This window comes from Bacillus sp. ISL-35, from assembly GCF_018613355.1.
Taxonomy (GTDB): Bacteria; Bacillota; Bacilli; order Bacillales; family Cytobacillaceae; genus Mesobacillus.
The window spans coordinates 549,360-573,264 of the sequence record NZ_JAGGQK010000001.1 but is presented as its reverse complement, the minus strand read 5'-3'; the positions used below and the strand labels follow the sequence as shown (position 1 = coordinate 573,264).

The window sequence follows — 23,905 nt, the reverse complement described above, 5'->3', positions numbered from 1 at the left end:
TTATTATAGATTTCGTTCACTTTTTTGCAAGAATGTTTACTTTTTTCATTGATCGTCCCTTTCGAAAAAAGAATAAACATAGTTCACACAATGTCCATATGATTTTCCACTTGTTTCTTATATCTTATAAAGGGGGAGGCTAGCGTTATGAAAAAAATCTATATTATTAGCTCACTTATTATATTAATTGGTATTGCATCCGGAATCTCATACTTTTTAGTCAGGGATGCAAATGCACAGATACCAGAAGGCATTACCCTGTTGACTATGGATGAAGAGAAATATACATTCGGAGAAGATTCGGACACAATCAAATTGGTGGAGTTTATTTATACACATTGCCCCGATATTTGCCCGACGACAACTCAGGAGATGAACCTTCTGCGCAACGATTTAATTAAAGAGGACGTTTATGGAAAGAAAGTTCAATTTTTAACGATTACAATTGATCCGTACCGGGACAGCCCTGAGGTTTTAAGGAAGTACATGAAAAATTACGGACTTGAAAATGACGGTAATTGGATATTCCTCACCGGGGACCCAGCCAATACCCTCGAAGAACAACAAAAAATCAAGAATGTTGCCGATACGTTTAAATTTCAGTACCGAGACCCCGGAAATGGTTTTTATGTTCACAGTACTTTTACTTACCTGGTCGATGAAAACAATAAATTCATCAAGAAATTCCCTATGGGCGAGGATTTTAAAAAGGATGAAGTTTTTGAAGCCATCATGGATGAGCTATAAAAATAAAAGAAAGCGGTGGCTGCACCGCTTTCTTTTATTTTTATCAACCGTAATAGATGGGCTTTTTCTTCATGACTGTGTGAATTAGCTGGATGCAGTTTACCGCGAAGGGGAAAAGCCTGTCTATCTCTTAATGTGAATTAACTGTGGTGGGATGTTTCTCTGTTTTTTGCAGGGAGAAAAATTCTGATTTTGGCTTAGTAAAGCTGACTTTTATCCCTGATTCCTTTAGGCGGTTCACAAAATCAACCAGCTGCTTTTTAGCCATTTCAAAAACTCCTTTTTTCCATCTTTGTCTATTATTATTCTACATGAAAAATATGAAAAATGTGTGAAAATGAGCAAAAAAATTGACACCAAGAGAAAAAATTTTTCATTATTTTCCCAATATACTTCTGCCCCATATTATGTTACCCAGATGGACCAGATTCCTTCGAAACTACTCCTGCTTTTTCCCATTTTCCCTCCAATGGAAACACATTTATGAAAAAATGTTTCCTTCCTGAGTAAAATGACTGTAAAAGAATTCGCCCATAAGGTTCAAACATGTTATAATCTTTGGGATATATATTAATGGAGGCTACTAAATACATGATTACAGTTCAAAATGTTGGCCTGAGATATGGTGACCGAAAGCTTTTTGAAGATGTTAATATTAAATTTACACCTGGAAATTGCTATGGTTTGATCGGTGCTAATGGAGCCGGTAAGTCCACTTTCCTTAAAATATTGTCAGGTGAAATCGAGGCACAGACAGGTAATGTTTCAATGACTCCTGGCGAGCGAATGGCTGTGCTAAAACAAAACCACTTTGAATATGAAGATGTTGAAGTTTTGAAGGTCGTCATCATGGGACATGCCCGTTTATATGAAGTCATGCAGGAAAAAGATGCGATTTACATGAAAGCAGACTTCACTGATGAAGACGGCATGAAAGCCGCTGAACTTGAAGGTGAATTCGCTGAATTGAATGGCTGGGAAGCAGAATCTGAAGCTGCGATCCTTCTTAAGGGTCTTGGAATCGGCGAAGAACTCCACACAAAGAAAATGGCTGATATCAGTGGTGGAGAAAAGGTAAAGGTCCTTCTCGCCCAGGCGTTATTCGGTAAACCGGATGTACTCCTTCTTGACGAGCCTACGAACCATCTTGACATTGCTGCGATTCAATGGCTGGAAGAGTTCCTGATCAACTTTGAGAACACGGTTATCGTTGTTTCCCACGACCGTCACTTCTTGAACAAAGTATGTACACATATTGCTGACCTTGACTTTGGCAAAATCCAGCTTTATGTAGGGAACTACGATTTCTGGTATGAGTCCAGCCAGCTGGCAATGAAAATGCAGCAGGATACAAACAAAAAGAAAGAAGAGAAAATCAAGGAATTGCAGGCGTTCATCGCTCGATTCAGTGCTAACGCATCTAAATCAAAGCAAGCTACTTCCCGTAAAAAACTACTTGATAAAATTTCACTGGATGATATCCGGCCGTCATCACGGAAATATCCATATGTCGGCTTCACTCCTGACCGTGAAATCGGTAATGACCTATTAAGGGTTGATGGCATTACCAAAACGGTTGACGGCGTAAAAGTACTTGATAATATCAGCTTCATCATGAATAAAGATGATAAGATCGCCTTAGTTGGGAAAAATGAAATGGCCATTACGACCTTGTTCAAAATCCTGACAGGTGAAATAGAACCAGACAGCGGTACATTTAAGTGGGGAGTGACCACTTCTCAGGCATATTTCCCTAAAGATAATTCCGAGTACTTTGAAGGCTGCGATCTGACTCTTGTAGACTGGCTCCGCCAATTCTCGCCAAAGGATGACAGTGAAAGCTTCCTGCGTGGATTCCTTGGCCGTATGCTATTCTCTGGAGAAGAAGTATTGAAGAAAGCCAGCGTTCTTTCTGGAGGCGAAAAAGTCCGCTGCATGTTATCAAAAATGATGCTTTCTGGTGCGAATGTGCTTTTGCTCGATGAACCAACGAACCACTTGGACCTTGAATCCATCACCGCTTTGAACAATGGCATGATCAACTTCAAGGGTTCCATGATTTTCTCGTCTCATGACCATCAGTTTGTTCAAACCGTTGCAAACAGAATCATGGAAATCACTCCGACAGGATTAGTCGATAAGCAGATGACGTATGACGAATATCTTGAAAACGAAGAGCTTCAAAAGCAAATTGCTGAGATGTATGTATAAGCTAAAAACCCTCGGATTGCCTCCGGGGGTTTTTGCTTTCAAAAAAATCAGCCTCTTTTCTGCTTCCTTCTTGACGAATCAGCAGCCTTGCTTCCTGTTTCACTTGCCGTAGTGCCCTGCCCCTCCACCTGGCTTGAATTTAGTCCGATGGTTGATGGATCTTTTTTTCGCTTATTAGACATGATTGCACCTCCTTTACCTGCATTTAATATTGTGAAGCTCATGGAATAAATTATTCTTGCCGCGGACAAGTTAAATGAGTGAGGAGGTGTTGAGAATGGCAAGAGTAGGTGTAGAACAATCTTTATCTAATATCTCTGAGGCATTGCGCCAAAAAGGCTATGACGTTGTTGAACTTCGCCAGGAAGCTGATGCGCAGGGCTGCGATTTCTGTGTCATCAGCGGGATTGATTCAAATGTCATGGGTATGCAGGATGTTGTGACACAGGGTTCGGTCATTGAAGCCAACGGTCTTTCTGCTGAAGACATTCTAAGACAGATTGATCAAAAATCAGGACAAATCCAATAAGTATTACCGAAACTGCCGATAGGCAGTTTTTCTTTTCCCCAGCAGACCCTCTGTTTCACGATCCATGATATTTTCACCAACTTGTGATATTTTCATTATGTAGCTTCCTTCTGAATCCGATATAATCAGTTATAACCATTGCATATGATTAAAAGTTTTGTAAGGGGCTGTCTTTGTTTGAGAAAATTACATATATTCCTTTTAGCTGCTTTGTTTACCGTTATGTCGGGTTGCGGAGCCAACAGCGATACGGAAGGAACAGAACTTACTGTCTCTGCTGCCGCAAGCCTTAGGGAGGCGTTGGAGGAAGCAGCAAAAACATACTCGAAACAGAATCCTGACATTAAAATTGTATATAACTTTGGCGGTTCCGGTTCACTGCAGCAGCAGATCTCCCAGGGGGCACCCGTAGACTTGTTTATTTCCGCAGCACAGGACCAATTCAATGTATTAATGTCAAAACAACTGATAGATCAAAACCATAATGCCAAACTATTAAAAAACGAGCTTGTTTTGATTACCCAGAAAGATAACGAAAACCTTCATTCTGTAAAATCACTAACAAAAGATGAGATTTCAAGGATAGCGATTGGAACACCGGAAACTGTCCCTGCAGGGATGTATGCAAAGCAAGCTTTAGTCTCTTTAGGTTTGTGGGAAGAGCTCGAACTGAAACTCATTCCGACAAAGGACGTCCGCCAGGTTCTATCCTATGTTGAAACTGGAAATGTAGAAGCTGGCATAGTTTATAAAACCGACGCCCAGGTTTCTGAAAAAGTAAGAATTATCCCCTTTCAGAAAGAAGCCTTGCATGATCCAATCATTTACCCTGCCGGGGTCATCACAGGATCCAAACACAAGGAAGAAGCTCGCAGGTTCCTCGACTTCCTGAAAGGAAGAGAAGCGATGAAAATTTTCGAAAAATATGGCTTTAATGCAGCATTGGAATGATTATTTATGAGCAGTGATTTTTGGACCCCAATCAAACTATCGGTGGAGATCGCATCAATGTCGGTGGTGTTTGTTTTTATTTTCGGGCTATTGTCTGCCAGGTTCATGGCGAAAAAGCAATTCTTTGGCAAAACAGCAGCTGAAACACTTCTGACATTGCCTCTAGTACTCCCGCCAACGGTAGTCGGGTTTATATTGATCATCATCTTTGGCATCAACAGCCCGATAGGCAGAACAGTGGAAAATCTATTCGGCAGCACCATCATGTTTACCTGGTGGGCGGCCGTAATCGCTGCATCAGTCGTGGCATTTCCTTTGATGTATCAGTCGGCTAAAACCGGTTTCCTGCAAGTAGATCCAGGAGCAGAAGAAGCTGCAAGAGTTGATGGAGCGAATGAATGGAAAGTATTCTGGCATGTAACGCTGCCCCTGTCATCAAGAACACTTGTTACAGGGTTGATCCTAAGCTTCGCAAGAGCTCTAGGCGAATTTGGCGCAACGCTCATGTTTGCCGGCAATCTGCCCGGAAGAACACAAACAGCTCCAACAGCTATCTATATGGCCATTGAATCAGGGAATCTGGATGCTGCCTGGCTTTGGGTTATTGCCATGGTAGGCATTTCGTTTCTCATGTTGCTGTCAACTTCATTCTTAAAACAGTGAATTCGCAATCCTTATTTCGCCGGATTTTTTTCATAAATAAAAAGGGAAGCCAATTGAACGTGGCTTCCCCTTTTGTTTATATACATTCCAAAAATCATTGAAGCTATATTTCTAGTCTACATTCACAACAAGCTTTACAGGATCTGCGACTTTCTTTTTGCTGTCATCAACCACATCTCCAGACATGATTTCTACTTTTTCTAGGCTGTCAAGGTCTTCAACGATGAAACCAAGATTTCCTAATTTTGTTTGTCCGGCTGAAATTTCGCCATTTAGACCTTCCAGATAAAAATCATCTTCCCATGTCTTGTGGATTGAATCATTGATATTCACCATCGCTACTGGGCCAAAGTGATAATTTTCATCTGAATTGTTTTTCAGCTCAACACCTATTTTAACAAAATCAAATTCTTCATCATGCGTATAAGCATGGAAAAAATCAATCAGACTGTAGTCAGGCACAAAGTGCAATAATTTAACATCTTTGACTCTGTATTCAATTCCATTTACCTGAAAGGTCTTATTGACTTCTTTCACTGCCTTAAGGGTTAATTCACCTTTATCGTCAATTAAAGAGTCGCCAGCTTTTTTTAAATTTACATCCTCCGAAACTTGGGGGTTCGGAACATAGACTTCTGTGTTTTTCTTTAATGGATTCTCAAAAGCTGTTTCTGAGGGTTTCGTCTCTTTATTTGACTCAGCCTCTGCAAAAGAACAGCCTGTCAGTAAAGTAGCAGCAAGTAATAATTGCAGATATTTCCTCATTTCAAAAACCCCTTTTCAAGAAATCTCCCGCTGGTCCAAGGTTCCTGCGGGAGATTTTAAATTCAATTATTTTCTTTTGCCATTTGATAGGATATCAAATATATTTTTCGCATTGTCCGTATTTTCGATATGGCCGTAGAAACGCTCTTTTCCAGGACCGAATGCATAGACAGGTACATCTTCCCCAGTATGTCCGCCAGTTGTCCATCCAGTGTTTGAACGCTTGTCAAAGATCTTTTCGATGGCAGTGTCAATGTCTGCAGCTTTCTTAGTTGCTGAAACATCTTTAACAGACTGAATTTCTTCTGTTGTCAGCTCAGGCAATCCTACAGATGCAAAGTCGATATATTTCTTCAGCGTTTCTTCCGTGTCCGCGCCTTTTGCTATTTCAGCAGCCATAAAATCAGGAGTGCGTTTCGCAGCCTTGATCGGAGCCCCGAACCAGTTATAGATTCCGTTGGCACCAATTGAATATCCGCCGGTTGAATGGTCAGCCGTCGCAACGACTAAAGTGTGCTTGTCCTTTTTGGCAAATTCGATAGCTGCTTTGTATGCTTTCTCGAAATCTTCCATTTCACTCATTGCCGCGACAATATCATTATCATGTCCAGCCCAGTCGATTTGGCTGCCTTCTACCATCAGGAAGAAGCCATCTTTATCCTTATTCAAACGCTTGATTGCCGAGTTCGTCATTTCTTCCAGAGAAGGTGTTTCTTCATTGCGGTCGATCATTTTGTCCATACCGCCTTTTGCAAAAAGGCCGAGAACCTTATTATTCTTATCATTAAGCATATCTTCTTTGTTGTTTACATAGCTATAGCCATCTTTTTGGAATTCATCGGCCAGGTTCCTGTCATTACGCACAAAGTTGCTCAATCCCCCGCCTAGCATGACATCGATTTTATGGTCGCCATTTACCAATTCATCATAATAATCATCAGCAATAGCATTCATGTTCTTGCGGCTTTCATCATGCGCACCAAAGGATGCCGGTGTTGCGTGAGTAATCTCTGAAGTTGCTACAAGGCCAGTTGCTTTTCCGTTTTCCTTGGCAGCCTCAAGGACAGTCTTTGCTTCAGATCCATCATTATCAACAGCAATTGCATTGTTATAAGTTTTGATGCCTGCAGACATTGCCGTTGCTGCTGATGCAGAGTCAGTTACATTTTGCTCAGGATCTTCTGGATAAGTCATTTGGTTACCTACCAGGTATTTATCCAATTCTGTTCTCTCTGCTTCAGGTGTATCAGGATTATCCTTCAAGTAACGATATGCTGATGTATAAGAAACTCCCATGCCATCTCCAATCAGGAAGATGACATTCTTAATTTCTGCACTGTTATTTTTCTCGTCATTTTTTGCCTCTGCATTGAATGTTCCTACTAAACTGCCGAACGCCACAGTTGATAGGACAGCGAGCGGAAGAATCTTCTTTTTAAAGTTAGCTTTAATCATTACAAGACCTCCAGATAAGATATTTACTACGCTTCCTACTATAATGCCTGTCTATTAATCTCTTATTAACACACTGTAAAGTTGTTTTAATTCCTTGTAAAATTTATTTACAATTTGTCCTTCCCCTAAAAAGGTCCAAAAAAAAAGCAGGCAAGATTACCTGCTTCGATATCTTCTATTTTTCTTTTGCTTTCGATTCATGATCCATAGAATGGCGGCTGCAACCAATACGGCTCCAAAAATAGTATTGACAGATACTAGTCCGCTTTGCTTTGGCTCCTGAGTGGTTTTTTTCACTTCAGGTTTCTTTTCAATCAATGGCTTTAGTTCAATCGTTTGAAGGGTCCTTCCATTTTCACTCTCTATATTTAGAACTCCGTCATCATCGACTACTCTCTTTCCATTTTCAATCGGTTCAGTTACGAATAGGTCCTCACCCGCTTTGAACTCCAGCTCTCCACTTGTGAAGGTTTCACCCTTCTTGATTTGTGCCGATTTATAGGAAGCAAAGCCATAATCAAATAATTTTATCGTATCCTTATAAATCTCTCTTTTGAATTCGGATTTCAGTAATATTGCCGTCAATTTCAATTGGCCATTCTCTGCCGTCGTAGCCAGGGTTTGCTTGGATTGATCGACAAAACCCGTTTTCCCCCCGGTTACTCCTTCATATGGAATTTCACCTTTTAACATTCGATGATGGGAAAAAATTTTTGTTTTCCATGACTCACCTTCCCACTGCAGTTCCCTGGTACCGAATATTTCCCGGAATTCATCGTTTTTCATCGCGTAGTTCAGAATTAAAGCCAGATCCTTTGCAGTCGTATAATGATTCTCGTCAAATAAACCATGGGGATTGACAAAATGGGTGTCTTTTACACCGATTTCATTTTCAAGGTATTCATTTATGCTTTTGGAGTAGTTCTCCATTGTCCCATCAAGATGAATAGCAATCGCCAATGCGGCATCGTTTCCCGAATTGATCAGCATCCCCTGGATCAGCTTCTTTAATGGCACTTGTTCACCAGGATTTAGATACACTCTCGTACCTTCAATTTCCTTGACTTTTTCACTAACGACTACCTGATCATTCAAATCTGCAGTTTCAATCGCATAAATAGCTGTGGCAATCTTTGTAAGGCTTGCAGGATACATTCTCTTTTCTTCATTTTTCCCAAACAGAATGGCACCTGACTGCGTGTCCATTAAAACAGCCGCTTCAGAAGTTAATTCCGGATCATTTTCTTCTGCATGTACAAATTGCGCGAAAGAGTACATGCTAATCAGAAGCACCATTGACAATGCCAAAAGTTTTCTCATCCATAACACATCCATTTTAAAATTCTGCAATCATTTTACCAGAAACCGGCCTATAATGGTTCAGTGTTATTATTTTTTAACCCAAATGGAATAAAAGGAAACATTGACAGTACAAAAAGACAGCTCCTCTTTCTGCGCAGACAAGCGACTTGTGCACTTAGATGTTAAACAAAAGGGTGTCCCAAAAGTTTATACCTTTTGGGACACCCTCTAGCTGTTTTACTATGGGTCAGCTTTTCCGAACCGTGAAAATCAGATTCGAGGTTTCTTTTTGCTCAATGAAACCTTCACGAAAGAAAACCTTTATTATAAACTATGCTTTCAAGGTATCCAATATATGCTTCATCCCTCGCAAGTGCTGCTCCATACTTCCTTTTCAAGAAACGTACTGCTTCTGCGGAATCATTAAACGGTCCCAGTCTTTTATCATGCTCTTGCTTAATAAAATGACGGGTTCCATCCTTATAGATGAAAAACAGATCCCTATCCCTATTTTCGTAGAGACAGCCTTTTTGTGAATCCTTAAGATTATACGTATTTTTGAATGCGTCTTGTTTAATCGGCTCAAGAGGAAACACTTGATCAATATAACGTTTATAAGCTTCCCCATTTATTGTACATCCAGAAGCCTTCGCATGTCCCCCGCCACCAAATTCTCCTGCGACAGCAGAAACGTCTACATCATCATGTATCGTCCTGAAACTGATTTTCCTTCCGCCTACATTTAAGATCGCGATATAATCCAGGTGTGGAAACTCCTTCCCCAGTTCATTCCCCAGTTCAGAGTGATAGGATTCGGCATGCACCACTCCTCCATACAGTCCATCATGTTCCATTTGGATGATTTCCCTTTTCTTTCTCCTTATATAACGTTCGATTTTATCCTCTTCCATTTCTAGTAACTTCTGTTCAAATTCATCGAATTCGAATTCATCACCTGTTTGCAGTCTGGATATCATCCGTTCTTCAAATTCTTCTATAGAAACCATGTAAAATAAATCATTCAGATTCTTTGCCTTGAAATTCTGGAGAATATCCCAATCCCATGTGTCATACTGTCGGACCAGCTCAACAAACTCATCAATTGCTCCGTTATCAGCCATTTTTCCCTTGTCTTTCAGGTATTCATACACTAATGAAGCTGCGCTTGTTAGTGTCCCGGATTCATCTTCTACTTTAACGTATCCCCAGCTATAGTCATTGAAATGCAAAGCCGTTTTATGGTGGTCGATCAGATTGGCCTTCCCTCCTTCTGACACAAAACGATTGATCCTTTCCGTTATTTCATGATTGACGGAAAGATCGGTTATGTATAGATGGTCTTCCTTTTTCATGCGCTCATTCATTCTCTCAAAGTATTTCTCTACCTGAAAATTCAACCCAGATACAGAATTATAGCGGATATCCGCTTTTTCACCGAATGCAAGCCGGAAAAGAATCCCGCAGGCCACTCCATCCAAATCATTATGTGTAAATAAACGGTACATCGGTTTCCACCTTCCCTTTCTCAAGCTGTTTACTCTATAAGAGCCTAATTTATAGTCTGTTGTTGGCAAGATAATCTATACAAAAGAAAATCCAAAAAATTAGACAAGTTCAACAAGGGGACGAGCATAGATATTTATAGAGGATTATAAGGAGGTGAAAACATGCATTTCTTTGTATTTAAAAGAAGGACTTTATATTTAATCGGCCTAATTGTCTTCATTTTCATCATCGGCTCAATATGGTTGAACCTAAATCCTGATGCAACTCCAGCTATTGGCGGACAGAATGAACAAACCAGGGAAATACACCTGGTGACAGGAGAATTCAAGTCGAAAACCGACGACGGTAAAGAAATTGAAGCATACCGCTGGGACCCGGGCACCATCTTCATTGAAAAGGGCGAAAAGGTGAGCCTAAATATACTTGGGGTGAACGGCAAGGAACATCCTTTCATCATTGAAGGAACAGAAATCAAGGGAGTTGTTAAAAAAGGCGAGGAAACTGTTGTACCTTTGCAATTTGACAAGGAAGGAACATACAGGCTGATCTGCCTTACCCACCCTTCAGCGGAACATAACGGGCCGATGATTGCTTATATTGTAGTGGATTAGATCCATCCGAAAACAGGAATTCGATTCCTGTTCTTTCTTTTAATTGGGAGCTGCTTTCTCACTAATATTACAAATTGACACAAAACATACAAATCACTATAGACACAGTGTAAATATTTCCTGTTAGCATTAAATACATAAGTATATTTTATATAACAGACTAATCAAAATCGAAATTAATTATAGTACAGTTTTTTTACACATCCTACGAAAAATTAACTAAGTCACGTTTTAATCGTTTTGTTCATAATTTCACAAATACGTCACACTCATTCTGTTACATTCGTAGTATGATAATAGTGTGGTAACTGTTATACAAACATCTACTTTAGAGGTGAACCAAAATGGAACAATGGAAAGGCTTTAAAAATGGCGCTTGGCAAGAAGAAATCAATGTCCGCGATTTTATCCTGAAGAACTTCTCTGAATATACCGGGGACTCAAGCTTCCTTGAAGGTGCAACTGAGGAAACACTCCAATTATGGCAGCAAGTAATGGAATTGACAAAACAGGAGCGAGAAAACGGCGGGATCCTTGATATGGATACTGAAGTGGTTTCCACCATTACTTCACATGGCCCAGGCTATCTTGATAAATCAAAAGAAAAGGTTGTCGGTTTCCAGACAGATCAGCCATTTAAAAGGTCTATGCAGCCTTTTGGCGGAATTCGTATGGCTAAGGCCGCATGCGAGGCATATGGTTATGAATTGGATAAAGAAGTAGAAAAGATTTTCACAGACTTCCGTAAAACTCATAACCAGGGTGTTTTCGATGTATATACAAAAGAAATGCTCCAGGCTCGTAAAGCTGGCATCATCACTGGCTTGCCAGATGCTTATGGCCGCGGCCGAATCATCGGTGACTATCGTCGTGTAGCTCTTTATGGTGTTGACTTCCTTATGGAGCAAAAGAAGAAAGACCATGGAACGACAAGCAGCGTAATGACTGAGGACACTATGCGACTGAGAGAAGAAATCTCGGAGCAATACCGTTCATTGAATGAATTGAAGCAGCTTGCACAGAGCTATGGCTATGATATTTCAAAACCAGCAACCAATGCAGCGGAAGCTTTCCAATGGGTCTACTTTGCATATCTTGCAGCAATCAAAGAACAGAATGGTGCAGCAATGAGTCTCGGACGCGTCGCGACCTTCCTGGATATCTATATTGAACGCGATCTTCAAAATGGCACCCTGACTGAACAAGAGGCACAGGAGCTTGTCGACCATTTTGTCATGAAGCTTCGTCTCGTGAAATTCGCACGCACGCCTGATTACAACGAGTTATTCAGCGGGGACCCTACCTGGGTGACTGAATCAATCGGCGGAATGGCACATAACGGACAATCACTTGTAACGAAGAACTCTTTCCGGTTCCTTCACACTCTTGATAACCTTGGTCCTGCACCGGAGCCTAACCTTACCGTGTTATGGTCCCCTGCCCTGCCAGAAAACTTCAAGAAATACTGTGCTGAAATGTCCATTAAAACCAGTTCAATCCAGTATGAAAACGACGATTTGATGCGCTGTGAATATGGTGATGACTACGGGATCGCCTGTTGCGTATCCGCGATGGAAATCGGAAAGCAGATGCAATTCTTCGGCGCCCGTGCCAACCTGGCAAAAGCTTTGCTTTACGCAATCAATGGCGGTGTCGATGAAAAACTTAAAGTACAGGTTGCACCAGCCTTCAGCCCGATCACTTCCGATGTGCTTGACTACAAAGAAGTTATGGCCAAATTCGATAATGTGATGGAATGGCTTGCCGGCCTTTACATCAACACTCTCAATGTCATTCACTACATGCATGATAAATACAGCTACGAACGGATTGAAATGGCTCTGCATGATACAGAAGTCCTTCGTACCATGGCAACCGGGATTGCAGGATTAAGTGTCGTAGCCGATTCATTGAGCGCAATCAGGCATGCAAAGGTAAAAGTTATCCGTGACGAAAACGGCATTGCCGTTGATTTTGAAACTGAAGGCGACTTCCCTAAGTATGGAAATAATGATGACCGTGTTGACAGCATTGCGGTTGAACTCGTGAAAAACTTCATGACAAAACTGCGCAAGCATCCGACATATCGCAACTCTGTCCATACTATGTCGATCCTGACCATTACTTCAAACGTTGTATATGGCAAGAAGACTGGCAATACACCAGATGGACGCCGAGCAGGTGAACCGTTCGCACCAGGTGCAAACCCAATGCACGGCCGTGATACAAAAGGAACACTCGCTTCCCTGTCATCAGTAGCAAAACTGCCTTACAGCTATGCGATGGATGGCATCTCTAACACTTTCTCCATTGTGCCTAAAGCGCTTGGAAAAGATGAAGACAGCAGAACAAACAACCTTGTATCCATCCTTGACGGATATGCAATCAAGGATGGACATCATCTGAACGTCAACGTATTCAACAGGGAAACTCTACTAAATGCAATGGAACATCCTGAAGAGTACCCTCAGTTGACAATCCGTGTTTCTGGATACGCCGTGAACTTCATCAAGCTGACACGTGAGCAGCAGATGGATGTCATTAACCGTACTTTCCACGAAACAATGTAAACATCACTTGTGAACTGAACAGGAGTCACCCTCCCCGATGACGGCGGCTCCTGTTTTATTGAAAGGAGAAATCATCATGAACGGAAACATTCATTCTATCGAAACCTTTGGAACTGTAGACGGACCCGGAATCCGCTATGTCATCTTCACGCAGGGGTGCCTGCTGCGCTGCCAGTTTTGCCATAACGCAGATACCTGGGAGATTGGCACAGGCAAACAAATGTCTGTTTCCGAAATTATTGATGATTTGAAGTCTTATCTGCCTTTTATCGAAGCCTCTGGTGGGGGAATTACAGTAAGCGGTGGCGAGCCCCTGTTGCAAATCCCTTTTATCACCGAGCTTTTCAAGGAGTGCAAAAAACTGGGAGTCCATACTACAATTGATTCCTCAGGTGGATGTTACTCAAGCGCTCCCCTTTTCCAGGAACAGCTTGCCGAACTTTTGAGATATACAGATTTAATTCTCCTGGACTTAAAACATATTAACAGAAAGAAACATATCAAGCTGACAGGCATGGCTAATGAACATATTCTTGATTTCGCCCGCTACTTATCACAGAATAGTGTCCCTGTGTGGATTCGGCACGTTCTGGTACCCGGGGTGACCAATGATATTGAGGATCTCACAGAATTGGGGGCGTTCATTGGCACTTTGGAAAACGTATACAAATTAGAAGTACTGCCTTACCACAAACTAGGAGTGTATAAATGGGAGACATTGGGGCTTGAATATCCGCTAAAAGATGTGGAACCTCCAGCAGATGATGAGGTCGAGAGGGCTTACAACCTTCTAACAGCCAAGACAACATTTAAATGACAGCAGGAATTCTTTCCTGCTGTTTTTTCTGCATAGCTTCTTGATATTTTTCTAGTATCATCAGGTTAATACCTTTTTTGGAGGATTTATTGATGTATCAATTGCTTTCGGAGATCAGCAACTTTTTAAGCAGTCCTTTTTTTACTCTGGTGAATCAGACGGAACAAATCCCTTTACTGGCAAGCTTCCTGCTGGGGCTTGTTGGTGCCCTTGCTCCATGTCAGCTGTCAGCCAATATAGGAGCCATCACGTACTATGGAAATCGCAGTTTGCAGGCGAAGAGCCATTGGGCGGAAATGTCCTTTTTCATCCTCGGCAAAATTACGGTCTTTTCCCTGCTTGGGCTCGCTGTCTGGCTGGTTGGACACAGCTTTCAGCAAATGCTGCCAGAATTCTTTTCCTGGTTCCGAAAATTAATGGGCCCACTGTTCATCCTGATTGGCCTCTCCCTTATAGGCTTCTTTGCCTTCAATTGGATCAGTCGCTTAACTTCTATCCTGCCTGAATGGAGAGGCAGCGGCAAGATAGGCTCGTTTTTAATGGGTGCGAGCTTTTCCATCGCATTCTGTCCAACCATGTTTTCCCTGTTCTTTTTCACTCTCATGCCCATTGTGCTCAGTTCATCATATGGCGCAGTACTTCCGGCCGTTTTTGGAGCAGGCACTTCCATCCCGCTGATTATATTTGCTGCAATCATCTCTTTAATGGGCCTTGATGGTTCCTTGATGAAAAAAAGCCGCAAATTTGGAGCTTTAGTACAGACTGCAGCAGGGTATATTTTGATCCTGGTCGGGATCATGGATACTTTGACTTATTGGATGTAGAATACACAGCGAAAAGGCTGACATGCAAGTCAGCCTTCTTTATCATGTGACAAATCGTCTAAAGCCTCTGTCAGTTCTTTTCGTTCTTTTTCCGCTGTTTCTGAAGAGATGATTTCTTCCTTGGACAGTTTATCAACAGCCTCATGTTCTGCATAGAAAACAACTTTCCGCAATGTTTCGGTTTGCTTATCCTTCAGTTCAGGCTTCCTTCGATACAATTCATCCATTTCAGCAATTGCTATTTCCAGTTTTTGTTGATATTTCTGGACATATTCATCCGTAATCGTCTTTGTCAGATAGTACCTTCCTTTTGCTTCCCTCATTTCTTTCATGGCTGTTTCATATCTGTAAATTTTTGAAAGCAGCTGCTCGTATTCAAGATATACTTCTTCTTTTTTGTTGACACCGAGGAAAGAAATGAGAGGCTTAATGGTCAAGCCTTGAACGACAAGAGAAAAGAGCACAACACTGAAGGCCAGAATCAATAGTTCCTCTCTCCCCTGGAAGTCCCTCTGCAGACTCAAAACAAGGGCGATGGATAACGAACCCTTCAGCCCTCCCCAATTTAAAATATGTTTCCAATTCACGCTGAAATTCTTTATGACAGACATGCTAACATACACAGCTGCACTGCGGGCAATCAGAACAAGGACAATGGCAAGGAGGATCATCCCCCACTTATCCTGCATGTCGATTCGCGTTATCTCCAGTCCGATCATCAAGAACACAATCGAATTCGCCAAAAGGGCAGCAACATCCCAAAAATTATTGATGTTCAATTTTGTAGTCGGGCTCATCCCTATCCTGGAACCGAAATTGCCAAAGATCAATGCTGCAACTACAACCGCTATGACACCAGAAGCATGCACGCTTTCTGCGATCAAAAAAGAGCCATAAAATAAGAGGATACTGAAGATGATTTCCAATGGATAATCATCAAAATACTTCGTCAAAAGGGAAAATCCATAGCCCAGTGCCCCTCCTATGATCAGCCCGAGGCAAACAACCCGGATAAAATCCCATAGTCCCAAGCCAAGACCGGACCAGCCGGCGTCCATGTATGTAATCAACGAAAAGGCAGAAATTTTGAAAAGGACTACTGCCAGCCCATCATTGAACAAGCTTTCTCCTTCGATGACGACTGCCAGCCGCTTTTTCACACCCACACTTTTAAAAATAGAAAGGACACTTACGGGGTCCGTCGCACTCATCAGGGCTCCGAAAACAAATGCAGCAGGCAGCGAAAGCCCCATAAAATAGTGAGCTGTGAATCCTATTAGCAGAAAAGACAGCAATGTACCGCCAAAGGCCAATGCAAGAATCGGCTCTTTATTTTCCTTCAAATGGGAAAATGGCAGTTTTAATGCCGCTTCCCCAAGCAGCGCAGGAAGAAATAAAGTTATGATGACAAAATAAAAGATTTCCCCTTCTGTAATGAACATCTTCAATGGCTCTAGTAAAGGTATATTCAATAAGCCAATTAAAGCACCAACGATGACAAGGGCAATAGGATAGGGCTGTTTAACCTTCTTGGCTATCGCAGTAATCCCCGCTGCAATCAAGATTAAAAAGAATCCAGTCTGAAATATTTCATGCAGATTCACTTCCTGCAATAAACTCACTCCAATCCTTATACTACTTCTAATTTCCCCCTTTTCTTCTCCTTATAAAAACTTTTTTACATCATTTTAAAAAAGAGAAAGCCATGGATTCATACCATGGCTTTGAATATTACGCTATATTCATATTTTCCTTATACCCTGGCTCACAGTACAGACACACCGCTTCTTCGTAGTCTTCGGTATTCACATCTTCTGGATTATACTCGATTCCACATAAGTCACACTCTACCATTTCCTCTTCTGAATGTTCAGCTGCTTCCGGGATTCCGTCATTGACTTTCAGTTCACCTACCCAGACACCACTGATTGTTGACATTTCATTTTCAATATATTCATTCGCTGCTTCTTCTGTTTCCCATACGCCATGGTCCCAGAGCATTTCATCAGCGTCACCTGCATTGACCATTAATCCATATACTTTTTTCATAGTTGCTGCCCCTTTCGAATTGGCAAGTTTGTTCTATATAATTAGCCACTCCTTCCACTCTTGAAACCTCCAGTATATGGGAATTGGAACTTTTTCCATTTAAATTCGTATATATACAGATTGTTAAAAGCGGGATTTTAAAATATACTTGATTAATGAAAGAAAAGAGGTGATGGCATGCTTATGGAGATTTACGCTCAGTCGATTGAAGCAACAGCAATGTATAGTGTTTATTTAACTTTGCTCATTAGCATGTCAATGTCCGTCCTATGGGCAATGAATGATACCTCTTATATCGAATCTTATTTTTTACAAATCAGACTTAAGCCATCCGTTTCTGAAAAAGCGTTTAAAATTAAAGCTGAACTCGGAACAAGGTTTCAGCTCCTGCTCCTTAAGCGGATAAAAATAAAAATAGACCCAGGTGATGAAGACAGTATTTTTCTCCTCATGTGAACAACCTGAAAATTAGGAGGAGAAAAATGAAAAATCGATTCACCATGATGATGGTACTTCTTATACCGACACTATTAACCGGATGCCAGGCTATGACTAGCGATGGGTCCTTTTTCCAGACAACATTCATCAATCCCTTCACCTGGCTGATCCATTTCTTTGCAAGCGTTACAGGGGGAAGCTATGGGATTGCAATCATCTTGATTACCATGCTCATAAGACTGACCTTAATGCCGCTTATGCTTAAACAGTATAAGAACCAGCAGAATATGAAAGACAAGATGGAAGTACTGAAACCAGAAATGGACGAAATACAAAAGAAGCTTAAACAAACAAAGGATCCTGCCGAACAGCGGAAGCTACAGCAGGAAATGATGGGCCTATATCAAAAACACGGTGTGAATCCACTATCTATCGGCTGTCTGCCAATGCTCATCCAAATGCCGATTCTGATGGGATTATACTATGCTATCCGTGGATCTTCCGAAATAGCCAGCCACTCTTTCCTCTGGTTCAATCTCGGTCATTCTGATATATGGATCACAGCAGCAGCCGGAATCATCTATTACCTGCAGTTTAAGGTATCGATGTCAAATGTTACCGAGGATCAGAAAAAGCAAATGAAATTAATGGGGCTCATGTCTCCGGTTATGATTGTCATGTTCTCATTAAATGCGCCTTCCGCACTTCCCCTTTACTGGACGATAGGCGGAACCTTTCTAATCCTGCAAACACTCCTTGGGAGAAAGATCTATGGAAAGAAAGAAAATACCATAAAAGTTGAACATCAGCTTTAAAATAGTAACGCCTGGGATTCACTTTCCCGGGCTTTTTTTTAAGAGCTTGTAAATTTGTTGATAAGTGGAATATTATGGTTGACACCTATGGATTTGTGGAGTTATACTTTTACTTAATGAAATCCGAAGGGAATGGTAAAGAGCCGATGAAATACTAATCTTATTTTCTGCCCGATTTTTCAAATACGAAAAAACGCGTGCCTGGAAATAGGATTAGTCTGCCCATTTGCCATTCCCCATCTATTTATACGTCCAATCAATGCATGCAGCCCCAGGGGTCGCCATGCCTATTTTTGGCGTTTAAATCTGGTCTGAATGCCAAGCAGAGCCTTCCAGGACACCTGGGAGGTTTTTTTAATGGATAAAATACTCACCTTCAATCAATAGTCATATAACGAAAGGTGGAATATTCCTATGGCAATCATGAAAATAAGAGGAATTCAGAAAAGCTTCAACGAAAAACAAATAATCCAAAATGCAGAGTTTGATATAAAACAAGACAGCCGAATCGGCCTGGTAGGCAGTAATGGCGCCGGCAAAACAACGCTGGCCAATATTATCAACGGGGAAATCCACGCTGATAAAGGTACAATCGAAATGTTTAACGGCGCTTTAAAAATCGGTTATTTAAAACAATCTACAGATCAAGCGTTACATGAAACGGAAGATGCCTATTCCCTTGCAGAAAATGGCCTCTTCCATCATTCAAGCCAGTTAGGACTCACAAAGGAAGTTGATTTATTCAACGAAGAATGGACAAATTTAAGCGGCGGTGAAAAACTGAAACTTTCGCTTGCCGGTGTCTGGGCCAGCAGGCCAGAACTGCTCATACTGGATGAGCCGACCAATCACCTTGACCTTCAGGGTGTTGAATGGCTGATTGAGGAATTAAGCGCTTTTAAAGGAGCCATTGTAATTATTTCTCACGATCGATATTTCCTGGACAGGACCATTACAGAAGTCGTTGAAATAGAAGATGGCATCACCAAATCATTCACTGGCAATTATTCAGCCTACCGTCAGGAAAAGGAAAGATTGTTTCAGGTTCAGCTGCATCAATACGAACTTCAGCAAAAACAAAAACAGCAGATCCAACAGCAAATTGCCAATCTCAAGGGCTGGTCAGATAAAGCGCATCGGGATTCGACGAAACAAGGCTCAGCTTCGGAAAGAAGGCAGATTGGTTATAAGGAATACCATCGGATGAAAGCGAAGAAGATGGATAATCAAATCAAATCCAAAATGAAGCGTCTGAACCAGGAGCTTGAAAAGAATGAAATAAAGCAGCCTAAAGAGGAATCAAAAGTACAGTTCGAATTCCAGGAAAGGCGAAAACGCGGGAAACGGATTATCGAAGCCGCTGCTCTTTCAAAGTACTTTGGCCATCGCTGTTTATTTGATCAAAGCTATTTTTATATGAATCATGGTGAAAAAATAGGACTGATTGGCCAAAATGGGAGCGGTAAAACAACCATGATGAAAATATTGCTTGGTCAAGAAAAAGCCTCATCAGGGGATGTTTGGCTCAGTGAATCCCTGAAGATTGGCTACCTAAGCCAGGACGTTACTGACCTTCCTGCTGTAAAAACGGCAATGGAATACACAGGACTTACAGACCGAGCAGCTGTCGGCAGAGCAAGAACGATTTTTGCCAATATCGGACTCCCTGAAGAAAAGCTTACTGTCCCAATCGGTCAATTAAGTCTTGGAGAGAGAACCAGAGTGAAGCTTGTCATGATGCTCCTTGAGGAACTCGATTTGCTGATCCTGGACGAACCAACTAATCATCTCGACCTCGCAAGCAGAGAGAGCCTCGAAAAAACTTTATTAGATTTTCAAGGCTCGCTTCTGGTTGTTTCGCATGATATTTATTTTCTTGAGAAGATCAGCGACAAACTATTGGTGATTGAAAACAGAAAAATAACCAGGAAAGAATTTGGCATGAAGGAATACAATGAGTCCACCGTAAAAAAGGTTAACGATAAGGAAAAAGAAGAACAACTGATGGTCCTGCAGAATGAAATCAATGCCATTATCGGCAGGCTCTCCTACATGACGAGGGATGAGCCTGGTTATGAAGAACTCGACCAGAAGCTGACAGAGCTCTTTAGGAAGAAAAGGGAATTGGCTTAACAACTTTTAAGACAAAAAAGCACCATTCGGTGCTTTTTTGTTTTGGATGCAGACTTCTTATGATTAAGCTTTATTTCATTTTCTCCTCCAGCAAAGCTTTCACCTTTAACCACTCATCATTGATGATACTGAAGACAACGGTATCTCTTACATAGCCATCGGCGATGATTCGATGTTTCCTGAGCACACCCTCTTTACTGGCACCTAGACGGGCAATCGCAGTTTGGGAGCGGACATTCCTTGAATCGGTACAAAACTGTACCCTGTTTACATCCAAATTTTCAAACGCATACTGAAGCATGAGGAATTTTGTTTCTGTATTCACTCTTGTTCTCCAGTAATTTGGATTGTACCAGGTCCAGCCTATTTCCAATGATTTATTTACTTTGGAAATATCCAGATATCTTGAGCTGCCAATGATTTTTTCCGTTTTTTTCTCTACGACTGTGAAAGGAATTTGTATCCCTTTGTCCTTTTCCCTCATCGCACCTTCAATTACTATTTTCATATCTTCCTTGCTTTGGATCTTTGATGATGTAAATTCCCAGATTGACTGATTCTTGGCCGCTTCCCATAAGTCATCCAGCTGGTCGGGTTTCATAAGAATCAATCTTACTGTTTCTCCCTCCAGTGTAAGCCTATCGTCCATATTCCCCACTCCCTAATAGTCTGTATTTCATAATCATATCATTGAAAAACATATTCAAGGAGTGCTTTTTTTAATTTCCCTCATACATCTTGTTATCATGATCCAAGTACTTCGCATAACTATTTTACAAACAAAAACTGCCCAGCATACTGGGCAGTCATTGTCTTACTTCACTTCATCAAAATACTCTTTATAATATCCGCCAACTTTACCGGAATTGTCGACAATGAAATAAAACTCTTCCGTTTCATTTTTCACGTCATATACTTTTCCTGTTGTCAGCTTTTGATTGACGATGTATTTTTTTGCATTCGTATGAACGCATTTGAGTTTCTTGATTGTTTCACGTTCATGCCAGTTTGTATGGATCATCCTATGCCACTTCCCTTAATTGAATTTCATACTATATAGTATAAGGATAAGATGATCGAAAAGGCAATACTCAGCTCGCATTCGCCTCGTCACCAGCGATCCGCAACCCGCGAATTTCCGATTTATCGAATGTCATGGTTTCACCTGTAATCACATTTTTCAACGTTATATAACAAACATCACAAATGATATCTTTTCGAATATATTGTAAGAAAGATAGCCGTTCATTCTTATAAATCAGCTCATAAAAATCTGTTTTGGTAAATCCCTTCATGTGAACCCCTCTTTCCAGGATGTTTTCATCTTGGTGTTTGGCTGTGCCTATCTATACCACCATCAAGACTTGTATTAAACATCCTGCGAAAAAGGTAAATTTTTCTTAAGATTGGTGCTTGTTTTTTGTACAGGCTTTTTTAAAATAGCTAGCTTTCCTACTTATGTGCTTCCGATTTTCCAATCGAGACACACAGGTATGAAAAAACAACTTATATGATAACAGACACTTTAAATTTCACTTAGTATGAACGAACCAGCATCTGCATTATAGACTGTTTAGTGGGGCAATGAGTGCTTTCCCTTCATTTTTTGCAGAGTTGATTTCAGTGGATACCGTATAAGAGTCCATCTGCCCTGCCTCATAAGGAACCAAAAGTTTTTTGAGTTCATCTGTGTTTTCAATCGAAGTGTCAAGCCACATCCCGATCTTGTTTTCCGGAAGGATGACGGGCATTCTGTCATGTACCTTTTCAGTGACTTCATTCGGGTTTGTCGTAATGATTGTGCAGGAAGTAATGCTCCTATCTCCTTTATTCCAGCTTTCCCACAGTCCCGCAAAAGCAAAGGGCTTCCTGTTCTTCAAGCTAAAACGATATGGCTGTTTTTGTTTTCCTTCTTTTTTCCATTCGTAAAATCCATCAGCCAGTATCAGACACCGTCTTTGTTTCAGCGCCTGCTTAAAGCTCGCTTTTTCATCGACTGTCTCAGCGCGTGCATTGATCATCCTGTAACCGATTTTTTCATCATCTGCCCAGAAAGGGATCAGCCCCCATCTCATTGTCCCTCCAATCCTGCCTTCCCCTTGATCAACTACGGTCAGAATGTCCTGACCGGGAGCAATGTTATATCGGGCATCTATGTCCTCTGGGAATTCGAATTGAAATTGTTCCTTCAGAGAGTTGATGTCTTCAAATAAAGAAAACCGTCCACACATTATGTCTCCTCCATTCTATATACTGTTCTTATCATTCCCTTTGCTTTTCAGAAAGTAACGTATTCCTACCTATAGAAAAAAATAAGCCCAGCTTCTATTGAGCCAGGCTACTTTAAACATTTTTTGGATCTATGTTCTTTTTGATTTTCGCTTTAAGCGCAATATTTGCCGCAACCAGGAAAGGAATGAGCGATGCTATGGTAAACCCAAGCGCATAGCCTGATATACTTTCATTCAATACATGATCATTAATATCCAATCCCAAAAAGCTTACCCTTATCCCATTTCCATCCACATGGTTAATGACCGACCAAAGTTCGAGCCCTTTAAATAAAAATAAAACACTAATGGTCGTCAGTAATAAAACCAATAGCCATTTCATGCGACCAGACCCCCATTTTCTCATGCCTGCAGTTACAGGTACGAGTGTATACACTATATTATAGGGAGTAATGGTATTAATTAATATATCACCATTGGAGTTGTAACAAAATGTTCAAAAAGATGTTGTAAATTTCGTAATTTCGTATTTATAATTTGCTAATTTTTATAATTAAAAGTGCATACGCCCCATTACGAGCATATTATAATATTTTCCATCGGCGAGCTGCTTATCATTCTTCAAGATACCCTCGACTTCGAAGCCAAGTTTTTCATAGAGCTTCCTTGCACCTTCATTTGTTTCCATTACATTCAATGTCATTTTTTTGATTCCATTTTCATCAGCCCATGATATCGATTCCTGCAAAAGGTTTTTTCCAATTCCAAAGCCCCAGAATTCCTTTAAGACTCCTACACCAAACTCAACCTTATGTTTGAATCTCTTCAAATCCGTCCCTTCACACCTCGAAAAACCGACAAGCCTTCCATCCGTTTCTGCCACTAAAAATAGATTTCTCTCACTCTCTGAATCAGCCTTAATTAATGATTGAAAACCCTTTGAATCAATAAAGGCTTCTCCTGGTTCACGGTCCAGGTTTTCGGTTTCCCCATCAATTTGCAGCCTTAAATCAGATAATGCCTCCCCATCTGCCTCAACAGCAGATCTGATAGTATAAGTCAGGTTTTTAACACTCTTTACTCTCTCAGTTATCAGCATCGGTTACCTCCAAAAATTTCCTGCTTTATGATTTTAAACTTTGGATGGAGAATTGTACATCTTTTTATTAAGTTTGTTTTCACCAAGGTTTGTTGCTTATCGAACTGTTCTTGAATATGCTCCAGCTAATATTTCTAGTGATTTTTCCTTAGGATTAGCAAAAATAATAACCAATTGAAAAAGGACGGA

At 41.0% G+C, this 23,905-nt stretch carries 26 protein-coding genes; 12 read left to right on the top strand and 14 right to left on the bottom strand.

Annotation, left to right across the window (positions count from 1 at the left end):
- The first annotated feature begins 147 nt into the window (after positions 1 to 147).
- Entirely contained in the window at positions 148 to 747 is a 600-nt protein-coding gene (locus tag J7E38_RS02990; protein WP_214708978.1) for an SCO family protein, read from the top strand.
- A 130-nt stretch (positions 748 to 877) separates the two neighbouring features.
- On the opposite strand, the gene J7E38_RS02985 is transcribed toward J7E38_RS02990, so the two are convergent.
- Complete coding sequence (locus J7E38_RS02985) at positions 878 to 1,015, bottom strand: hypothetical protein (protein ID WP_023627787.1); 138 nt, start codon at positions 1,013 to 1,015, stop codon at positions 878 to 880.
- 323 nt (positions 1,016 to 1,338) lie between these two features.
- On the opposite strand from J7E38_RS02985, the gene J7E38_RS02980 reads away from it, so the two are divergent.
- On the top strand, positions 1,339 to 2,958 hold the full coding sequence (locus J7E38_RS02980; RefSeq protein ID WP_214708980.1) for an ABC-F family ATP-binding cassette domain-containing protein: 1,620 nt from the start codon (positions 1,339 to 1,341) through the stop codon (positions 2,956 to 2,958).
- A gap of 47 nt (positions 2,959 to 3,005) precedes the next feature.
- Here the strand turns inward: J7E38_RS02980 and J7E38_RS02975 are convergent, their stop codons facing one another.
- Positions 3,006 to 3,140: a YuzL family protein gene (locus J7E38_RS02975; RefSeq protein ID WP_144479680.1), complete on the bottom strand. Its 135-nt coding sequence runs from the start codon at positions 3,138 to 3,140 to the stop codon at positions 3,006 to 3,008.
- A 95-nt stretch (positions 3,141 to 3,235) separates the two neighbouring features.
- Here J7E38_RS02975 and J7E38_RS02970 point away from each other — a divergent pair, with 95 nt between their 5' ends.
- From J7E38_RS02970 to modB, 3 genes are all read left to right on the top strand, one after another.
- On the top strand, positions 3,236 to 3,487 hold the full coding sequence (locus J7E38_RS02970; protein ID WP_144479682.1) for a YkuS family protein: 252 nt from the start codon (positions 3,236 to 3,238) through the stop codon (positions 3,485 to 3,487).
- 177 nt (positions 3,488 to 3,664) lie between these two features.
- A complete protein-coding gene (gene modA, locus J7E38_RS02965; RefSeq protein ID WP_214708982.1) occupies positions 3,665 to 4,438 on the top strand; it encodes a molybdate ABC transporter substrate-binding protein in 774 nt (257 codons plus the stop codon).
- Positions 4,439 to 4,444: 6 nt separating this feature from the next.
- Positions 4,445 to 5,101: a molybdate ABC transporter permease subunit gene (modB, locus tag J7E38_RS02960; RefSeq protein WP_214708984.1), complete on the top strand. Its 657-nt coding sequence runs from the start codon at positions 4,445 to 4,447 to the stop codon at positions 5,099 to 5,101.
- 111 nt (positions 5,102 to 5,212) lie between these two features.
- On the opposite strand, the gene J7E38_RS02955 is transcribed toward modB, so the two are convergent.
- The 4 genes from J7E38_RS02955 to J7E38_RS02940 all read right to left on the bottom strand — a co-directional run bounded on the left by J7E38_RS02955 (position 5,213) and on the right by J7E38_RS02940 (position 10,128).
- Positions 5,213 to 5,866 (bottom strand): DUF4352 domain-containing protein, encoded by a 654-nt coding sequence (locus J7E38_RS02955; protein ID WP_214708986.1) that lies wholly within the window; start codon positions 5,864 to 5,866, stop codon positions 5,213 to 5,215.
- 66 nt (positions 5,867 to 5,932) lie between these two features.
- Positions 5,933 to 7,321, bottom strand: coding sequence for an alkaline phosphatase (locus J7E38_RS02950; protein WP_214708988.1), 1,389 nt, complete (start codon positions 7,319 to 7,321; stop codon positions 5,933 to 5,935).
- A 156-nt stretch (positions 7,322 to 7,477) separates the two neighbouring features.
- Positions 7,478 to 8,641: a D-alanyl-D-alanine carboxypeptidase family protein gene (locus J7E38_RS02945; protein WP_214708990.1), complete on the bottom strand. Its 1,164-nt coding sequence runs from the start codon at positions 8,639 to 8,641 to the stop codon at positions 7,478 to 7,480.
- Positions 8,642 to 8,928: 287 nt separating this feature from the next.
- Complete coding sequence (locus tag J7E38_RS02940; protein ID WP_214708992.1) at positions 8,929 to 10,128, bottom strand: DHH family phosphoesterase; 1,200 nt, start codon at positions 10,126 to 10,128, stop codon at positions 8,929 to 8,931.
- 162 nt (positions 10,129 to 10,290) lie between these two features.
- Here J7E38_RS02940 and J7E38_RS02935 point away from each other — a divergent pair, with 162 nt between their 5' ends.
- From J7E38_RS02935 to J7E38_RS02920, 4 genes are all read left to right on the top strand, one after another.
- Positions 10,291 to 10,740, top strand: a complete 450-nt coding sequence (locus J7E38_RS02935) for a cupredoxin domain-containing protein (RefSeq protein WP_214708994.1) — start codon at positions 10,291 to 10,293, stop codon at positions 10,738 to 10,740.
- Between the two features lie 344 nt (positions 10,741 to 11,084).
- A complete protein-coding gene (gene pflB, locus J7E38_RS02930) occupies positions 11,085 to 13,310 on the top strand; it encodes a formate C-acetyltransferase (RefSeq protein ID WP_214708996.1) in 2,226 nt (741 codons plus the stop codon).
- 76 nt (positions 13,311 to 13,386) lie between these two features.
- Complete coding sequence (gene pflA, locus J7E38_RS02925) at positions 13,387 to 14,127, top strand: pyruvate formate-lyase-activating protein (RefSeq protein ID WP_214708998.1); 741 nt, start codon at positions 13,387 to 13,389, stop codon at positions 14,125 to 14,127.
- 92 nt (positions 14,128 to 14,219) lie between these two features.
- Complete coding sequence (locus tag J7E38_RS02920; RefSeq protein ID WP_214709000.1) at positions 14,220 to 14,951, top strand: urease accessory protein UreH domain-containing protein; 732 nt, start codon at positions 14,220 to 14,222, stop codon at positions 14,949 to 14,951.
- 29 nt (positions 14,952 to 14,980) lie between these two features.
- Here the strand turns inward: J7E38_RS02920 and J7E38_RS02915 are convergent, their stop codons facing one another.
- Both J7E38_RS02915 and J7E38_RS02910 read right to left on the bottom strand, forming a co-directional pair.
- Positions 14,981 to 16,564 (bottom strand): cation:proton antiporter, encoded by a 1,584-nt coding sequence (locus J7E38_RS02915; protein ID WP_214709002.1) that lies wholly within the window; start codon positions 16,562 to 16,564, stop codon positions 14,981 to 14,983.
- A 118-nt stretch (positions 16,565 to 16,682) separates the two neighbouring features.
- Positions 16,683 to 17,000, bottom strand: coding sequence for a hypothetical protein (locus J7E38_RS02910; RefSeq protein WP_214709004.1), 318 nt, complete (start codon positions 16,998 to 17,000; stop codon positions 16,683 to 16,685).
- A 177-nt stretch (positions 17,001 to 17,177) separates the two neighbouring features.
- On the opposite strand from J7E38_RS02910, the gene J7E38_RS02905 reads away from it, so the two are divergent.
- The 3 genes from J7E38_RS02905 to abc-f all read left to right on the top strand — a co-directional run bounded on the left by J7E38_RS02905 (position 17,178) and on the right by abc-f (position 20,386).
- The gene (locus tag J7E38_RS02905) at positions 17,178 to 17,456 is read left to right on the top strand and encodes a hypothetical protein (RefSeq protein WP_214709006.1); all 279 of its coding nucleotides are present in this window, start codon (positions 17,178 to 17,180) and stop codon (positions 17,454 to 17,456) included.
- A gap of 26 nt (positions 17,457 to 17,482) precedes the next feature.
- The gene (gene yidC / locus J7E38_RS02900; RefSeq protein ID WP_214709008.1) at positions 17,483 to 18,253 is read left to right on the top strand and encodes a membrane protein insertase YidC; all 771 of its coding nucleotides are present in this window, start codon (positions 17,483 to 17,485) and stop codon (positions 18,251 to 18,253) included.
- A 414-nt stretch (positions 18,254 to 18,667) separates the two neighbouring features.
- Positions 18,668 to 20,386, top strand: coding sequence for a ribosomal protection-like ABC-F family protein (abc-f, locus tag J7E38_RS02895; RefSeq protein ID WP_214709010.1), 1,719 nt, complete (start codon positions 18,668 to 18,670; stop codon positions 20,384 to 20,386).
- A gap of 70 nt (positions 20,387 to 20,456) precedes the next feature.
- On the opposite strand, the gene J7E38_RS02890 is transcribed toward abc-f, so the two are convergent.
- From J7E38_RS02890 to J7E38_RS02865, 6 genes are all read right to left on the bottom strand, one after another.
- Positions 20,457 to 21,035, bottom strand: a complete 579-nt coding sequence (locus tag J7E38_RS02890) for a GNAT family N-acetyltransferase (protein ID WP_214709013.1) — start codon at positions 21,033 to 21,035, stop codon at positions 20,457 to 20,459.
- Between the two features lie 165 nt (positions 21,036 to 21,200).
- Positions 21,201 to 21,407, bottom strand: a complete 207-nt coding sequence (locus J7E38_RS02885) for a DUF6501 family protein (protein ID WP_214709014.1) — start codon at positions 21,405 to 21,407, stop codon at positions 21,201 to 21,203.
- A gap of 70 nt (positions 21,408 to 21,477) precedes the next feature.
- Complete coding sequence (locus J7E38_RS02880) at positions 21,478 to 21,681, bottom strand: hypothetical protein (RefSeq protein ID WP_214709016.1); 204 nt, start codon at positions 21,679 to 21,681, stop codon at positions 21,478 to 21,480.
- 267 nt (positions 21,682 to 21,948) lie between these two features.
- The gene (locus J7E38_RS02875) at positions 21,949 to 22,617 is read right to left on the bottom strand and encodes an SOS response-associated peptidase (protein WP_214709018.1); all 669 of its coding nucleotides are present in this window, start codon (positions 22,615 to 22,617) and stop codon (positions 21,949 to 21,951) included.
- 112 nt (positions 22,618 to 22,729) lie between these two features.
- Entirely contained in the window at positions 22,730 to 22,999 is a 270-nt protein-coding gene (locus tag J7E38_RS02870) for a hypothetical protein (RefSeq protein ID WP_144479717.1), read from the bottom strand.
- A 171-nt stretch (positions 23,000 to 23,170) separates the two neighbouring features.
- A complete protein-coding gene (locus J7E38_RS02865) occupies positions 23,171 to 23,716 on the bottom strand; it encodes a GNAT family N-acetyltransferase (RefSeq protein ID WP_214709020.1) in 546 nt (181 codons plus the stop codon).
- Between the last annotated feature and the right edge of the window lie 189 nt (positions 23,717 to 23,905).

Bases quoted from the DNA above. Each gene is read 5' to 3' on its own strand.
- J7E38_RS02955 (WP_214708986.1), bottom strand. From the start codon at position 5,866: ATGAGGAAATATCTGCAATTATTACTTGCTGCTACTTTACTGACAGGC.
- J7E38_RS02985 (WP_023627787.1), bottom strand. From the start codon at position 1,015: ATGGCTAAAAAGCAGCTGGTTGATTTTGTGAACCGCCTAAAGGAATCA.
- modB (WP_214708984.1), top strand. From the start codon at position 4,445: ATGAGCAGTGATTTTTGGACCCCAATCAAACTATCGGTGGAGATCGCA.
- J7E38_RS02865 (WP_214709020.1), bottom strand. From the start codon at position 23,716: ATGCTGATAACTGAGAGAGTAAAGAGTGTTAAAAACCTGACTTATACT.
- J7E38_RS02890 (WP_214709013.1), bottom strand. From the start codon at position 21,035: ATGGACGATAGGCTTACACTGGAGGGAGAAACAGTAAGATTGATTCTT.
- J7E38_RS02885 (WP_214709014.1), bottom strand. From the start codon at position 21,407: ATGATCCATACAAACTGGCATGAACGTGAAACAATCAAGAAACTCAAA.
- J7E38_RS02945 (WP_214708990.1), bottom strand. From the start codon at position 8,641: ATGAGAAAACTTTTGGCATTGTCAATGGTGCTTCTGATTAGCATGTAC.
- abc-f (WP_214709010.1), top strand. From the start codon at position 18,668: ATGGCAATCATGAAAATAAGAGGAATTCAGAAAAGCTTCAACGAAAAA.
- J7E38_RS02910 (WP_214709004.1), bottom strand. From the start codon at position 17,000: ATGAAAAAAGTATATGGATTAATGGTCAATGCAGGTGACGCTGATGAA.
- pflA (WP_214708998.1), top strand. From the start codon at position 13,387: ATGAACGGAAACATTCATTCTATCGAAACCTTTGGAACTGTAGACGGA.
- pflB (WP_214708996.1), top strand. From the start codon at position 11,085: ATGGAACAATGGAAAGGCTTTAAAAATGGCGCTTGGCAAGAAGAAATC.
- J7E38_RS02935 (WP_214708994.1), top strand. From the start codon at position 10,291: ATGCATTTCTTTGTATTTAAAAGAAGGACTTTATATTTAATCGGCCTA.
- J7E38_RS02950 (WP_214708988.1), bottom strand. From the start codon at position 7,321: ATGATTAAAGCTAACTTTAAAAAGAAGATTCTTCCGCTCGCTGTCCTA.
- J7E38_RS02870 (WP_144479717.1), bottom strand. From the start codon at position 22,999: ATGAAATGGCTATTGGTTTTATTACTGACGACCATTAGTGTTTTATTT.
- yidC (WP_214709008.1), top strand. From the start codon at position 17,483: ATGAAAAATCGATTCACCATGATGATGGTACTTCTTATACCGACACTA.
- J7E38_RS02880 (WP_214709016.1), bottom strand. From the start codon at position 21,681: ATGAAGGGATTTACCAAAACAGATTTTTATGAGCTGATTTATAAGAAT.
- J7E38_RS02970 (WP_144479682.1), top strand. From the start codon at position 3,236: ATGGCAAGAGTAGGTGTAGAACAATCTTTATCTAATATCTCTGAGGCA.
- J7E38_RS02990 (WP_214708978.1), top strand. From the start codon at position 148: ATGAAAAAAATCTATATTATTAGCTCACTTATTATATTAATTGGTATT.
- J7E38_RS02940 (WP_214708992.1), bottom strand. From the start codon at position 10,128: ATGTACCGTTTATTTACACATAATGATTTGGATGGAGTGGCCTGCGGG.
- J7E38_RS02875 (WP_214709018.1), bottom strand. From the start codon at position 22,617: ATGTGTGGACGGTTTTCTTTATTTGAAGACATCAACTCTCTGAAGGAA.
- J7E38_RS02920 (WP_214709000.1), top strand. From the start codon at position 14,220: ATGTATCAATTGCTTTCGGAGATCAGCAACTTTTTAAGCAGTCCTTTT.
- J7E38_RS02905 (WP_214709006.1), top strand. From the start codon at position 17,178: ATGCTTATGGAGATTTACGCTCAGTCGATTGAAGCAACAGCAATGTAT.
- J7E38_RS02980 (WP_214708980.1), top strand. From the start codon at position 1,339: ATGATTACAGTTCAAAATGTTGGCCTGAGATATGGTGACCGAAAGCTT.
- J7E38_RS02975 (WP_144479680.1), bottom strand. From the start codon at position 3,140: ATGTCTAATAAGCGAAAAAAAGATCCATCAACCATCGGACTAAATTCA.